The sequence below is a fragment of the Bradyrhizobium sp. AC87j1 genome (assembly GCF_002936975.1).
In the GTDB taxonomy this organism is placed as follows: domain Bacteria; phylum Pseudomonadota; class Alphaproteobacteria; order Rhizobiales; family Xanthobacteraceae; genus Bradyrhizobium; species Bradyrhizobium shewense.
The window spans coordinates 178,144-192,522 of record NZ_PTFE01000002.1 but is presented as its reverse complement, the minus strand read 5'-3'; the positions used below and the strand labels follow the sequence as shown (position 1 = coordinate 192,522).

Here is a 14,379-nt window from a genome sequence, read left to right as displayed (position 1 = left end):
TTCAAGAGACTGCTCATGCTCGTTCCGGTGAATCTCCCTGACGGCTCTCAAATACAGACAGATAGCGATAATCCTATTGTTCTGCTCGGACCCAACGGGGTTGGAAAGACGAGATTCGCGGTGGATCTCGCGCAACGAAATAATCCGAATACGGATAGGATTTCCGCCAACAGATTTATTGGCCTAACGGATTTGCCTCGCCAAGCCGATAGCGACCTCAAGAGCAATACGCAGGGCGCGCTCCAGCGCCAGCTTCATCAATATTGGGACGTACATAATGAATACACTTACCTCATGTCCCAAATTCTTGAGGAAGATAAGTCACGAGCGCAAGACTACCGAGCGCATCATCTAGAAGGCAGAGAGATCCCAAAGGAATTATCCGACACGCGCCTTCGCACTATCACTCGTCTATGGGAACGTCTGTTTCCCAACCGAACGCTCAAAATGGACTATACGCCAACAGTCACAAGGTCCGGGTCCAATCCCTACCCGACCGCGCAGATGAGCGAGGGAGAGCGCACAGCGTTGTACTTGATCACCCGCCTTGTCAGCTCAAGCGCATCGATCGTCATTGTGGACGAGCCGGAAATCCATTTTCACCCGCTGTTGGCGCGGCGCTTTTGGAACGAAATGGAGGCTCACAAGAAGGACACCCTGTTCGTCTACGTGACTCATGACATCCCGTTCGCCCTTTCACGCTCGCATCCGAAAATCTACGTCGTTAGATCGCCAGGAACGTTTGATGAAATCGCGGACACTCAGATCCCAGATGACGCGATAAATACAATACTTGGTGCAGCGTCATTCTCAATCACCGCAACTCGGCTGATATTTTGCGAAGGCGGCCTCGACGATGAAGATCATCGACTGCTCAAGGCTTGGTACGACTGCCCCAACACAGCCGTGATTCCAGTCGGCGGCTGCGGCAACGTTAAGCAGTGCGTTGACGTCTTCAACAGCAATCGAGCAACCAAAAACGTCGAAGCCCACGGTCACATCGACCGCGATGATTGGTCGGAGGCATACCTGACCTCACATCATCGTATCAAAGCACTCCCCATCAACGAGATTGAGGGAATTGTATGCTACGAACCAATATTTAAAGCACTAGCAGCTTTTTACAATCTAACCGACATCGACGGGCGCTATCAGGCTTTCCTCACTGCAGCCAGAAACTCTGTTCGCGGCTTCATTCTGAACAAGCATGCCCTGAACCGAGCTAAACTGCTGCTTGAACTCGAACAACAGCAAATGCGCAACTCAGTGGCGCCCAACGCTGATCTCGCGGTTATGAAATTGGCGTTTTCATCGGGGGTTCCGGCAGCGTCAGAACCTGAGCGAATACTTGATCAAGAAATTCAGCAGTTAACCGCAGCCCTTAATACTGACGAGCTGCTCAAGAAATTCCCAGCAAAAACCTATCAGGCAGGGTTTCAGCACCAGATGCAGGTGACGACGAAAAAAGCGTTTGATGATGTGTGCGCAATCCTAGGCACGAGCGATGCCGACTTATCGCAAGAAGCTAGCAAGGCAGCCCTCAAAGCGGCCCTCATCGCAGCATTGGAGCCACATCTTTTCAACCGCGTTGTCTAGCAGATTCAACACGAAATCACTTACGCTTCCCGGGCATCCAGATGTTCGACGATTCACCTGTCTGGGCTACATGAGCTTTTGCGTTTCATGTGGCTTCTGCAAAATCGCCAGCTTTGGATGTCCCGGGCGGATATCCTACGCGACCAGGTTTGTATGGTCTTCCATGAAAGAACGGTCGCCCTTGCTGCAATAGCGTGTGTCGGTTTCCTCCGAAACAGATCGCGGCCTGCGATGCGCTGAACGTCCGCTGTTGGCTCTTTTGCGACCTCTAGCGCCGTCCGCTAATGCGCTGATATCGGCGGGAGAGCCGACATCAGGCGTGCGCGCCAACGTCATGTTTTCGATGGCGCAGCCACCAAGGTCGGCACGGGGCACGTCGCAGCGCGGCTTCCTCTGCACGACAGCGGGCGTTCTCGCACACCAGCCCGCCGATTTCGACGGGATGGCCCAAATCAACTTCAAGCCCGGCGCGCTCATGACTTGCGCGGCCAATGTGCAGCACCACGGGCGAAGCCGGGCGGAAGCACGATGCCGTTCAGGCCGGCCTCATAGTGGCCGGGGCGGGCTTGGGTGCGCGACACGATAATCTCCCGCTGTTCAAGGCGCGGGGTGTCGAAACGCTGTTCATGATGAACCCAGCGCGACTCTTCCTTGATGACTTCACCATCAGCGTTGGTTCGGACGGCAAGCACATCCCCGTTTGCGAACACCCAGCACTGCTGCATCTCCCGACGCTCGATCGCTTGCCGACCCGGATGCTGGCGGTGCGCGGCGTCGATGCTGCGCACAGGCTCGAAGCCCGGTGCGCGTCGGCCGGCTTCATTAACCGCGCTCGCCTCGGTGTCGATCTCGCCGAGCCGGGCGATGATGTCGCCGAGCTTTGCAGCCGTAGCGTCGTAATCGCGAAGCAACGCTGCCGCCTCAACCTCAACGTCATTGCGCGCGTTCGTGACACGTTGGCGGAAGCGTTCTGCCTCGGCTTGCTTCTCCGACACCGCTTCGGTGACGAGCGCTTCGGCGTGCGCCCTTTCAAGATCAGCGAGGCGCGCGGCAGCGCGATCGGCGGCGCGCCGGTGCACTTCGTATTCTGCTTCGGCCTTCTGATGGGCGGCATCATCCATCAAGCCGAGACCGGCCAGCGCTGCGCCGCGCTTGGCAAGGGCAGCGTCATGTTCGGCGCGCGCCTGCGCGATCTCGGCAGCGATGGCGGTGGAAGTAATCGGCTTCTTGCCGAAGAGGGACTTCAGGATGTTCATTGTGTTTGGTCTCAATGGGGTTGAAAATCACCGCCGCCAGTAGTCGGCAACGGCTTCTGCGCCGGGGTCTCGCGGTGCGACCGCCGATACCTTCGGGGCAGGTTTCGGAGCGCGCTTCGGTGCACTGGTAGCGAATGCTTCGTGAGCGCCGAGCCAGCGGTGATAGGCAACATGCTCGCGGCTCTCGGCGAGCATCAGATTGTGCGCGATTCCGTGCTGGACGTTGAAACGTTCGGCCGCAAACTGCCGCTGAGCCGTTGCGTAATCTGCGGACGCCGCCTTGAGGTCGGCAAGAAGCTTGGCGCGGCTCATTGGGCATCTCCGCCGGCTGAAATCCAGGTTTGAAGCTGGTCGATCGGATAAGCAGGTCGGTCGCCGATCAACAAAAACGGGGGGCCATCGCCACGCTTGGCGAGGTTGCGGAGGGTCTTCGTGCAACGGCCGATCCGCTTTGCGGCCTGGGTGCGCGAGAGATAAGCTTTTGACATTGGCATCCATCTAAAAAAGTGGCCGGTGCATCTGGCTACCAAACGCACCGGCCAAGGCTGACGACCGGTGTTACTTGGTGTGGAGGAGAACCAAGCAACGGGATCAGTATGGGAAAATCAGAGGCTTTCGTCGGGACCGTTTCGGTATCCCTTAAGCAGCTTTACGGCGTCGCTTCTGGTTGTCGTTGGCGGGGATGCGAGCGAGGCGCGCTTCATGCTCGGCGAGAATGGCGGCGCGCTCGTCCGCCCGCATGTGGAGAAGCTCCTGCTCGACGCCGATGTCGATCAGAGCGGCCCAGGTCTGCGGGATATTCATCCGCATCTTGAGCGCCAGCGCCGTGAGTTCGCCAGCGAGTGCCGGCGGGAGCGCTTCGAGAGCGGGAACCGGCACAAGGCCGTACCCAAGCGTTGCCAGCACGGCTTCAACGGACTCCAAACCCGGCCGATTTTTCTTTCTCCACGCCTTCAGCGTAGCATGCTGCACGCCGCTACGTTCGGCCACGTCAAGGTAACGCAGCTTTTGGCGTGCCATTTCGGCGAAGACCAGTTTCACATGCGGACCCACCCTGTCGGGCATCGTGACCGTGCGCGGGTTTTTGCGACGCTTTCCGTTCAAGGGTGCGACCGGGGCGGTGCGGAAGTCGGAGGGATACAGCGGAAGAAGGTCGGGCATCGGCGGAAATCCTGAGGTTGAAACTGCCCCCAAGATCAGGCGACGAGATATTCCGCTACAGCCTATTGCAGTCGCCCTTGAGCAGCGCTCCCCGCGTTGCTGCCACAACCGATTCGAGAACAGAAAGTCACTTTTGAAATTTTATATCTAGCCAGATCGGGCGGTCGCGCGTCACCCTCAAATGGAGGGGCGTCGGGAGGACCCAAATGGTTCTCTCAGCCGTGGTTTGTTGTTAGTTGAACCCTATTGTGGTTTTGTTCCAATTTTGGGGGGCGAGAAGGTGCCCGGACTGGTTCAATTCGCGCTCGATAGTGCGGCTAGCTTTTTTAGGTCTCTGACACTCAAAGAGGTGATTGGCGCCTTTTGGGCTCCGTTCTCAATTTTTGCTGGTGCTTTCTCCGCCTTCGCCTTCAACAATCGACGGGCGACGCGGGAGCGTATCGATAAGGAGGTTATCGAAGGCAATCTCGCACTCTCGGTGTTGATGAAGTTTCTGAATCACCAGTTCTTATACAAGCGAAACTATATTGATCCGCACCAGGGTGCACCGGACGCTTGGTTTAGGATTATGCCCGGGCCTCCCTTGGACAACGGTATCCGCGTTGAACTGAACAAGAACAATCTTGGCTTCCTTCTCCAATCCAGTGGTGCCGTGTGGCAGCAAACGATGATTGAAGAGGAGCGTTATCATCAAGTCAAAGGCGCGATTGAAAATCGCAACGCCTTGTTGGAAAAGGCTTGGCAGAAGCTCGAAGAAGCCGGCTTCGAGCACGGATCAAAAATACCAGCATCTGAAATCGAGAAAGCTCTTGGTCCCGTTTTGTTTCAGCAGCTAAAGCAAATAAGCGAAGCTCTGATTGAGCAGGTCACTTTGAACGTCCTCTCAAGTGGTGAAGCAATGACAGCGTTGCGAACCGACTTAGTTAGGATGTATCCGGGGAGGCCCTTTATAAATGCGGTCCTGCCTCCTTCTTCGCCGCCAAATCCTCCGTCTGTCGCCACGGCGAAGCCAGCTTCGGAGGCAGAAATTGCTCGCGCTCGCAAAGGGCATAGGCAGCCGACAGGAAGATATATTCCACACGAAAAAGGAGAGTAGTACGAAGCAAAGGGGCGTCGAATGCTTGAAGGTTCGCTCAGCCCTGATGTCTAACGTGTGTGGATCTCGTGGCGCAACATCCTAGCAAGAAACTCCGCGAGCCCCGATAGCGGAAGTCGCGCGGGCGACCTGACGACCCAGAGCCAGATATTACAGACGGCAATACGGAAGCCGCTGAAAGCGGTTTGCGTCATGCGTCAGCGTATTTTCTAACGTTCAATCCATATCGTGGTTGCTGCGGCGTATGAATTGTGCAACTGGAACTTGTATCCAGCCTAGACCGATCCGGAGCACATTCAAATGGCGGATTTGACCGAAGAAGAGCGACGGTTGCTCAACGAACTTCGAAAAGTCATCGATAGGACTTGCAAGCAAGTTCATGAGGAAGAATTTGGCACGCTCACGCAAGAACCGCCACTTACCGCAACCTTGGCCGCCGCAATCCGCAACGAGCTTCGGCACCACCCCGTCATTGTTGGGCGTCTTACTATCGAGGTCATGGGCCGTAACATTCCTGACCGAGGCGGACGTTCGATGGAAAGTATCAACGGCGCCGACTTGTACGTCTCCCTCGTTCGACGTGACAAAGGCATAAGCAAAGGTGTTTTGTTGCAATCGAAGTGGGAGGACGGTCTCTACGATGGCGATAACACTTTGCGGAACCAAGCCCTGCGGATGGAGCGCAGGTCGGATGCGTCATTTATCCTAGTGTTTGGTCCTAGAGGTATTGTTGCGGTGCCCGCCCATCGTGCAACGTGGCCGAGAGTCCCGAACGACTTCTTGACCGATGGAATTTCGGTTGGGACCCTAATTGCAGATGGTCTCGCATGCGATCGAGGCGACCGAGGCATAGGTCGGAACCTCGAATTGCCAGCTCCGCAAGGTATTGACGATGTAGTTCGTCGAATATCGGGCGCAGACCAACCCGCGTTGGAGTTTCAGGTAAAGCGCTTGGTAGCGTCGCGTATACGTTCGGGGCCGCGCTAACCCGCTGGCACGGGGCGAGGCCGCTCACTCGTCAGGCGGAATGTCCTTGGTTTGAAGGCGTCGGGTAAGTCGGCCGGGGGGCGAATTGCCGAGTCCCTCGATCTATGGAGAGGAACCGCTAAGACTCAGCGGCAGGACTATGCGGATGAAAATTGGACGAAATGAGCCGTGCCCGTGCGGGAGCGGCAAGAAGTTCAAAAAGTGCTGTTTGGATGCCGCCAAACCGGGCGCGCAGCGGAAGACTATGCCTGGACCCGACCCGGCCTTCTTGGCGCAAGCGCAAGCCATGCTGCGTCACCGTCAAGCCGCGGAGAATGTACGCCGACAGCAGCAAGGCCACGGTAACCCTATCGTATCGTGGATGGATGACTCGCATGGCTTCCGATTCGTGGCGGTCAAAACGACAGTCCACTGGGGAAAGGATTGGGTCATCTTCCCTAACTTCCTCGACTACTTCATGAAGCATGCGCTCGGCAATGAATGGGGCCAGCGCGAACGTAGCAAGGGCCAGCATCCGCTCTTCCGATGGCTGGAAAAGACCCAGGTATACAGTGGCCATCAGCCCGGCGAGCCAAAGGTGAAAAGCATTGTGATGATGGGCTTCATCGCGTGCTGGCTGCACCTAGCCTACGCAGTTTATCTGATCGCCCATCACGATGAGATACCGCAACTTCTGCTCAAGCGGCTGCGCAACTACGTCAGCTTCATGCCCGCCTATCACGAGGTTGTCGTGGGCGCAGCCTTGGCCGTTGCGGGCATGGAAATCGCCTGCGCGGAGACGAAGTCGGGGTCGATGCCGACGCCAGAGTTCAGGGCCAAGTCCAAGACGTCCGGAAGGATCTATGAGGTTGAAGCTAAACGAAAGCACGGCTGGAAAGCGCCCACGGGCGATGTAACGAACCCGGAGTTTCAACGCGAATTGGAAGGCTATGTGCGCGATCAGATTTATAAGGCGTCGAAGAAGAAGCTCACGAATCCGGTCTATTGGTTTGAGCTGAGCATTCCCACCATGTTGGCCGAGGCCGACTGGCGCGCTGTCGCCGACAAGGCCGAGGCGGCAATTCGCAGCGCGGAGAAAAGCATGACAGTGGACGGGCAGCCGATCGCTCCCGCCTATATCATTATTACCAACCACACTTTCCTCGCCGATGAGGAAGTCGCAGGTCACCCGTGCTTTGGCTTCCTGCAAACCATCAAGATCGACGACTATCCCTTCGGGCGGACAATGGAGATCGAAGCTGCGCTTGAAGGATACGATAAGCATCGCGACATTTTCTGGCTCATGGAAGCGTGGAAGACAGCTAGCACTGTGCCGATCACCTTCGACGGTTCGCCGCCAGAACTGCTCGACAGCGACGGCAAACTGAAACCCACGGTCAAGATCGGTACCACGATGGAGGTGCCTAACATGGACGGCCAGATCGTCCGAGCGACGGTGGAAGACATTTGCTCATCGGGTGACAACAAAGCCATGCTGATGGTTGCCGCAAACGGCCATCATTGGCTTGTGGAAATGCCGCTGACCGCAGGGGAAGCGCAGGCCGCGCGGCGCTATACGGATGCTGTGTTCGGCAAAGACAACGCCTCGCGGAGCTTGCGCCGTGATGATCCTTTCGATCTTTACGATTGGCTGCTGAAAGCAAACGCCGACATGACGCAGCAACAGGTGGACAAGTTCTTTGAACAAAATCAAACGGTTGCTCACTACAAGGATCTCCCACTCAAAGAAGCGCGTGTTCGTGTTGCGCGCGAATATACGAAGTGGACATGGATGCGCAGTGAGCAGGACCAGGCTGCTGAGGGACGCATCAAGCCACGGCCGTAAATTGGGCGAGGTTGTAACGAGAACTGAATGTTGTAGATTCTACGCGTGTTTTTCGAGGTCATCAAAGAACGCAGCGATCGTCTTCAGCGCCGGTGAAGATGCATCTGCAAACTTCAACCGGCCTGCCATATCCCGACCGATCCGAGCGAACGTGACACGCGTCTGCATCCGCGCAACATCAAGGCTTGCCAGCGGCCCCAGCCGTTCTTCCAGCCACTCCCGGAGGGCGGCGACGCCGCCCGGCAGGATGCCGGGAAGATACCAGGCCGGGTACTGCTTCTGGCCGGAACCGGCCTTCTGGTAGGTGAACTTTCGGACGGGCGAGGAGTCGGTGGAATCTCTAATAAGAGACTCTATAGAGAAACCACCGACTCCTCGCGCGCCCCAGTCCGTCGTTCCGAACGCTAAGCCGGCGTCCCGGCTGTTCGTCAGAACCACGCCTTCCGCCGCCATGTCAGCGGTCGACCCAGGGGCCACCCCATCCCACCGCGCCACTTCATGAACCGTGACCGGCAGCGGCACGTCGCACACGATGTCCAGCCAGCACGGTTCGGAGCGCCTGTGGGGGCGCAATCGACCAACCGCCTGAAGTAGTTCGCCCACGGTGATCCGCCAGCGTAGCGCCTCCGCAATCGGCTCGGGGTGGCGATCAATCGTAGTCGCGACAACGGAGCCGTCAGCAAGCTGGATACCGCCCGGATGTTTATCGAAGAAATGACCTTCGCCACCGGATACCGGACGCCCAGCGAAGACCGCCGCCAAAGCTTCAACGGCGGACCGCCTGGGGGCAGGACGCCCGATCACGATCAGCCCGGCAACGTCTTGCATGTCGTTCATGCCGGCCAGCGCCCCAAAGTGCCGAGCGATCACGTTGGCCGGAAGCTGCCCGGCGATCTGGTCAAGCACGCCTTTGTAGGTGACGACACCGATCTGGGAGGGCGCGGCCAAGGCAGCCCGGAGCCGAACGAACCGGACAACGTCCAGCACGTTGCGCGGCTTGGGGGCCTCCCATAAGCCCAGCTTTGACATGCTGACCGGGGCGCCGATGATCTGCCGCACCCGGACGTGCTCCGGCCACTTGGCGGCAACAACCGGCTGTTCGGTCACCACCGGCGGAAGGTCGGCGGTTTGGATTTCACCAAGCGCAATCGCGATCAGCGAAGCCGGCGGCGCGGTGGCGTCGAGAACCAGCGTCGGCGCGTCACGCCATGACGGATGCACCGTCCGCAGCGGCATCACAGACACTTTGCCGCCCTCGACCGTAATACGCCCCGATTGCGATCGGTCGCCAATGGTGGACTCGATCTTCCATTCCTCAAGAAAGACCGCGATCTCCCGCCAAAGCGTCCCCGCGTCCCGCGCAAGCTTGTTCCGGGCCGCATGGCGATAGGTGGCGGTCTTGAGTTCGCTTTCCCGCATATCAGGGCGCAAGATCGTGGAAGTGACACGGCGTTGCTCTAGCCAACCGACTGCGTTGGCGACTTCGGCGTCAATTCCGTGGTCGATCAAAGCGGCGCGGGCCAACGGGCCATTGCCGTTCGCCTTGATTGCGGCGGCAAGGCGGTGGCGGAATCGCTCGACCGCGTCGTGGTCTTCGTCGCTACAGCCTTCGATCTTTGACCCGAGCAGCGCTGCTACATCGACCTTCACCGGATCGCCGATTGCGCCGTCAATGAACGATTCGTCGATAACGACCGCGTCGGGCGGGAAAATGAAGTCCGGTCGCTTCGTGTACAGCAACGCCGCCGGGGTGACCCATACGGACGGACGCGCCTCGCGCTGGCGCTCAATGCCGCACGCCTTCGCAAGCGGGCAGCGGACAATCTCGTTATCGATCCGGCGCTCGCACACGGAGTCCCGGATGCTGACGCCAAGGTCACGCGCCGCTTTGTAGGCCGGGATGTTGCGGCACATGAGATGTTCGGGCGCGAGCGGGTCCGGGCGCTCATAACCGCGATAGACTTCGGCCTTGACACCATCCGATGCGAAGTCCGCCGCGATCTGTTCCGCAAGATCGTGGCGTGGCACGACATAGGCGATGCGGCGGCCCAGCCGAGCTTGCTTGGCGGCACCCTCCCGCGCGGCGTGCGTTTTACCGATACCGGCTTCCGACCGCACCGACGTGACCGGATGCACCGGGAGAATCAGCGGCGGCTTGAGTGCCGCCTGATTCCGAACAGCGATGCCGTTCAAAATAGCGTTGGCAAGCTCGGGGCCGGTTAGCGTCCGAAGACGCGCGGTGGCCTCGTGAAGGTGGACACGCTGGTCTGAATAGCTCGGGACCACCGCCGATGCCGACGCAACATTGCGCAAATGGATGAGCGGCGCGGCAGAGAGGCCGAGTTTGTCACGGAGCCAGTCGCGCGCCTCGCCGTAATTGATCTCGCGCGCCTTGGCGGCGATTGTGATGGCGGAAAACGTATCGCCGGACCCAAAATCAACGATACCGGTCGGATGGATGCCAAGATGTGCGCCGCGCGCGGTGGCGGCCCGACCCGAGCCGGAGGCGCGCCATGGCGCGACCGCGCGATAGCCCGCACCATTTCTGCGAAGCTTCGGCAGGCCAAGATCGGGCACCCAGGCGGACAGGTTCGCGAGCGCGGCCGAGTTTACGTCATCACTGCCGCAGATGCTGGGCATGGCGTTCTGCGCAGGGCATTCTCCGGCGCCGCCACGCGGCTGCCGACGCTCGGGAGCGTCCCATCCGTATGCGCGAAGCACCGCCTCCATCGCCGCGACTTGCGCGCCGGTGATCTCGGGAAGGTCACTGAGCGGCGTATCGAGCAACTTCCGCTCGGTGGTCCATTCGTAGGGGAGGCCGGTGTCTGGATGGTAGCTAGGAGGCAGCACCGTCTGCTTGCCGACGCTCAGAAAGTCGAGCAAGCCGCGCTTGTCGGCGGTGCGGTAGTTCTTCGACGGTAGCGGTTCGGTGGCACAATAGAACGCGGTCACGCCCTTCCTGCCGCGCTTCGCGACCGTGTAGGGCCGCAACACCGCGAAGATGGATTCAATCAGGGAGTCGTCGTCAACGTCAACCGCAACGAGTCCACCGAAGCCGCAAGCGAGGCCGACCCCAGCATCCGGGCACCTTGACCAATGCTCGATGATCTTGGGATGGGCCTGCCGTTCGCAGAAGACCTGCCAGTTTTTGAGGCGATACCACTCCGGTTCACCGTCGCTGCCGACTTCGAGTCTGCCGGGTTCTTTGCCTTTCGGATTCCAGTCGCGTTCACCCCACGGCGCGATAGGCAACGGCGAATAGCCGCGCTCGACCAGCGCCAGCGCCGTTAAAGCAAAGGGGGAAGCCATCATCACGCCGCCGACAGAGCAGGCGGCCGAAAGTTCTCGTCAGCAATCAGGGCGCGAATAGCAGCCTTGGCCCGCTCGCGCGAACTGCCGCCGCCACCGCTCCAAATCTTCGAGCAGAGATCGACGCTGTCGCAGCGAATCGTGTCACCGGTGCGAAGCGTGATCTCAATATGAAAGTAGCGAAGCTTCCTGCCAGTGTCGGCCGTCCACGCGCGCACGCTATAGATAGCATCGGGATGTGCGACGAAGTAGGCCGCGCTGATGTTTTTGACGGGCTTCCTGCAAAAAACTTGCGCGCACTTCGAGTCGGGATTATAAAAAGTGGGCTTCATAAGACTTTCCTTTTTGCATCACCCGCCTCGCCAACGGCGGGTTTTGCTTTTGTGGGCTATGCAACAGCGATACGCCGCGCTTCGAGCCATAGGTCCACATCCGACCGGCGGTAACGCACGGCACCGCCGGGAAGTCGGAACCAAGCCGGTCCCGAGCCTTCCCGGCGATACCGCTGCAACGTCGGTCGCGACACGCCGAGCTCCACCATGAGTTCATCTTGAGGCAGTAGCGCTGAGGTCGACATTTTTGGTCTCCAATCGTTCGTGAAGACAAACGAACACGGCATCACAGAGTTGAACAGGCCATTATGATCTCCCCTGCCGAAAAACCTCTTGCAAAAGGCAAGAACTCACCGACGCGAAGCTAGACGCCGCGTCGGTGGCAACGTTTCGTTGATACTTATCGCTGGGATGTATCAGGCGAGCCCGGCGTCGATCAGGTCGGCGCGGTCGAGAAGCGCTTGCTTGCACAAGGCCTGGTCAGTAGAACCAAGCGTGATATCTTCGTTGCATCCGAAGCAATCGGCGAGCGCGCGCAGGTATTCAGGCGAACCGATTTTGGGGTTGTCGTCGTCCATGGTCAACCTGCCGATCGGGTAGCGAGCCATGCCTCAATCTCCGCTGCATCAAAGAATCTAGACCGGCTGATGTAGATCGGCGCGGGGAAGTCATGCGTTCGCAGCTTAACGAGCCGCTCGAAAGTTGACTGCGGCATGTCAAGCTTGCCGCGCACCGTTTCGGACTTAATCAGTTGTTTCATTTTGTGCCTCCTGAGATTTGATGGTGGCTCAAGAGGTACAAATGGCGACGTAGAAAATCGCGGTAGAAATTGACTGACGCTCGTTACCCCAAAGGATGGTGTGTGGCTACACGTCACGCTTCAAGCGTTTCCAGATCTTCTTGATGGACTCAATCCCCACCCCAACACCCTTGTCGGCCGCGACGGCGGCTTGAGCGGCCCCAACCTTCATACCGCCCTCCACACGCTCGTAGACGGCAAGGAAAATCTTATAGTCTCGCCATTCGCCTTGCAGCGATCCGACGGGATTGTCTCCGCCGGAGCTGCGCCACGCTTGGCTCAACTCTTCCGCCCGAAAACGGATTGGCGGTGCGCCCAACTCGGTCTGCATAGCTTGTTCGGCAACCTTTCCGATGCAGCTAGCAAACCTATCAACCTCGGCTTGGATCACACCCGGCACGGGTAGTCCGTGCCGTCGCGCCAAACTATATGCGGCCCAAGCCGCCGCAGGATTCTTGTTGGCGGTGAACACTCCTGTCAGTGTGGTTAGGTCAAGTTCGGCCTTCGTGGGCAGCTTCGCCATTGATCACGCGCCCGCCCTGAACTTCACGATATTGGATTCGCGTGCCGCCGAGAGATTGGCGAGGAAATCTGCCCATACATTCAGCGCGTGGCGCTTCTCCTGAGCGAACGAGTGTCGCTGATAAACAGCCATCACGCCGCGCATTTGATGGTTCAATACCCGTTCAATAGTCACAACGTCTACGCCCAGCCTCGGCATGGTGGTGGCGGCCGTGCGCCGCAAATCGTGAAGTCGCCAGGGCTCGATTTTAGCCTCCTCAGGATCGTCGCCGCCCGCCGCCGCGTCTTCCCGCGCGATCTCCAGCATCACTTCATCAATGCGCGTTTTCGCGTGGGCCGCAGAGAACGAGGCGAACACACGGGGCGTGTCCTTGACCCGGTCCATGCTCGTCAGAATCTCAACGGAGATCGGGGCGAGCGGAACGGCATGGGCGCGGCCGTTCTTCGCGCGCGCACCGGGGAGGGTCCATATCGGTGTGTCGCTGGTCAGGTCGAGTTCTGACCACTCCATGTCACCGACTTCGTTCAACCGCTGCGCGGACAATAAGAGCAGATGGACAAATTGACGCCGAGGCCATTCGAGGCGGTCGATTGCCCGCAGCAAGAGGCGCAACTCATCATCGGTCAGAACCCGATCCCGTGCGACCTCCTTGACGACAGCAGTTCCGTCGAAAGGGTTCTTATCGACTAGTTCCTTGGAAATACACCACTGGAAGAAATGTCGCCCATATGCTCGCAACCGCTTCGACTGGATCGGCGCGCGCACCTTGACCATGTCGAGCACCCGGATTGCGTCGCTGCGCCGGATGTCATCCACGCACCTCTTGGCCCAGCCTTTCAATTCCTTGTCGAGAACTCGCCGAACCTCCCGGCCGGACTTCAATCCATCGGCGTGGTCGGCATAGTAGCGAGCCAGCACGTTTGCGACCGTATCCTCGCGGCGTCGGGCTTCCTGCTCCTCGGCCGCGATCCGTGCAGCTTCTGCCCGGCGAGTGGCGCGCTTCTGGTCAGCGGGGTCCGCACCCATCGCGCGTTGCCTTCGTGCATCGCCGGCTGCATCTCGGGCCTGCGCCAGCGTAAGCGCGCCAGGGCCGCTGGCAGGGCCAAGCACGACAGTCACGTCTTGCTTGTCAGTCCGTCGGAACCTGTAGACGAACGTCCGCACCCCGGACGGATACACCAACACGCGCAGGCCGGGATGCCCCACGTCGGGCAGGGCGTAGCGCTTCGCTCGCGGCTTCGCGTGTTCGATCGCTAACGCAGTCAGCGGTTTTTTCATCAGCGCCCCCTTTCTGAGCCCCACTCCAAGCCCCAACAAATACCTAGCTGTAGTGGTATTTCTCGGGGTGTCGTCAGCTACCAGTAGAGGGCGATACTATTGATTAGAATGAGATTTTTTGACGCATGTGGGGCTTGGCGGTAGTTGCCGAAACCACAAGATGCCTGACTGTAAATCAGCCGCCTCATGGCTTCGCAGGTTCGAGTCCTGCCTCCCC

Annotated in this window: 14 protein-coding genes and 1 pseudogene; 3 read left to right on the top strand and 12 right to left on the bottom strand. The window is 59.0% G+C overall.

Translation table 11 applies throughout. The features are described 5' to 3' along the window. The first annotated feature begins 15 nt into the window (after positions 1-15). The gene (locus CV770_RS02380) at positions 16-1,596 is read left to right on the top strand and encodes an ATP-dependent nuclease (protein WP_104461184.1); all 1,581 of its coding nucleotides are present in this window, start codon (positions 16-18) and stop codon (positions 1,594-1,596) included. 473 nt (positions 1,597-2,069) lie between these two features. Here CV770_RS02380 and CV770_RS02375 read toward each other — a convergent pair whose 3' ends face one another. The 4 genes from CV770_RS02375 to CV770_RS02360 form a co-directional block, all read right to left on the bottom strand. Then, positions 2,070-2,852, bottom strand: a complete 783-nt coding sequence (locus tag CV770_RS02375) for a hypothetical protein (RefSeq protein WP_104461183.1) — start codon at positions 2,850-2,852, stop codon at positions 2,070-2,072. A gap of 27 nt (positions 2,853-2,879) precedes the next feature. Continuing rightward, positions 2,880-3,164 (bottom strand): hypothetical protein, encoded by a 285-nt coding sequence (locus CV770_RS02370; RefSeq protein ID WP_104461182.1) that lies wholly within the window; start codon positions 3,162-3,164, stop codon positions 2,880-2,882. Beyond that, on the bottom strand, positions 3,161-3,340 hold the full coding sequence (locus CV770_RS02365) for a helix-turn-helix transcriptional regulator (protein WP_104461181.1): 180 nt from the start codon (positions 3,338-3,340) through the stop codon (positions 3,161-3,163). The genes CV770_RS02370 and CV770_RS02365 overlap by 4 nt, the downstream gene beginning before the upstream one ends. A 151-nt stretch (positions 3,341-3,491) precedes the next feature. After that, complete coding sequence (locus CV770_RS02360; protein ID WP_201759659.1) at positions 3,492-4,013, bottom strand: hypothetical protein; 522 nt, start codon at positions 4,011-4,013, stop codon at positions 3,492-3,494. Positions 4,014-4,194: 181 nt separating this feature from the next. Here CV770_RS02360 and CV770_RS02355 point away from each other — a divergent pair, with 181 nt between their 5' ends. After that, positions 4,195-5,109, top strand: a complete 915-nt coding sequence (locus CV770_RS02355) for a hypothetical protein (protein WP_146101229.1) — start codon at positions 4,195-4,197, stop codon at positions 5,107-5,109. Positions 5,110-5,325: 216 nt separating this feature from the next. Here CV770_RS02355 and CV770_RS02350 read toward each other — a convergent pair whose 3' ends face one another. Further along, positions 5,326-5,775, bottom strand: coding sequence for a hypothetical protein (locus tag CV770_RS02350; RefSeq protein ID WP_104461179.1), 450 nt, complete (start codon positions 5,773-5,775; stop codon positions 5,326-5,328). 472 nt (positions 5,776-6,247) lie between these two features. On the opposite strand from CV770_RS02350, the pseudogene CV770_RS43130 reads away from it, so the two are divergent. Further along, positions 6,248-6,349, top strand: a pseudogene (locus tag CV770_RS43130) (SEC-C metal-binding domain-containing protein); the annotation flags it as partial. A gap of 1,611 nt (positions 6,350-7,960) precedes the next feature. On the opposite strand, the gene CV770_RS02340 reads toward CV770_RS43130, so the two are convergent. The 7 genes from CV770_RS02340 to CV770_RS02315 form a co-directional block, all read right to left on the bottom strand. After that, positions 7,961-11,233 (bottom strand): bifunctional DNA primase/polymerase, encoded by a 3,273-nt coding sequence (locus tag CV770_RS02340; protein ID WP_104461178.1) that lies wholly within the window; start codon positions 11,231-11,233, stop codon positions 7,961-7,963. After that, on the bottom strand, positions 11,233-11,562 hold the full coding sequence (locus CV770_RS02335) for a hypothetical protein (RefSeq protein WP_104461177.1): 330 nt from the start codon (positions 11,560-11,562) through the stop codon (positions 11,233-11,235). The genes CV770_RS02340 and CV770_RS02335 overlap by 1 nt, the downstream gene beginning before the upstream one ends. 56 nt (positions 11,563-11,618) lie before the next feature. After that, positions 11,619-11,771, bottom strand: coding sequence for a helix-turn-helix transcriptional regulator (locus CV770_RS44175; protein ID WP_502693582.1), 153 nt, complete (start codon positions 11,769-11,771; stop codon positions 11,619-11,621). Positions 11,772-11,978: 207 nt separating this feature from the next. Beyond that, positions 11,979-12,170 (bottom strand): hypothetical protein, encoded by a 192-nt coding sequence (locus CV770_RS42050; RefSeq protein ID WP_161499971.1) that lies wholly within the window; start codon positions 12,168-12,170, stop codon positions 11,979-11,981. Continuing rightward, the gene (locus CV770_RS02325) at positions 12,143-12,322 is read right to left on the bottom strand and encodes a helix-turn-helix transcriptional regulator (RefSeq protein WP_104461175.1); all 180 of its coding nucleotides are present in this window, start codon (positions 12,320-12,322) and stop codon (positions 12,143-12,145) included. The genes CV770_RS42050 and CV770_RS02325 overlap by 28 nt, the downstream gene beginning before the upstream one ends. Before the next feature lie 106 nt (positions 12,323-12,428). After that, positions 12,429-12,884: a hypothetical protein gene (locus CV770_RS02320; protein WP_104461174.1), complete on the bottom strand. Its 456-nt coding sequence runs from the start codon at positions 12,882-12,884 to the stop codon at positions 12,429-12,431. A 3-nt stretch (positions 12,885-12,887) separates the two neighbouring features. Further along, positions 12,888-14,162 carry a tyrosine-type recombinase/integrase gene (locus tag CV770_RS02315; protein WP_146101228.1) on the bottom strand — a complete coding sequence of 425 codons (1,275 nt, stop codon included), beginning with the start codon at positions 14,160-14,162 and terminating at the stop codon, positions 12,888-12,890. Positions 14,163-14,379 lie beyond the last annotated feature (217 nt).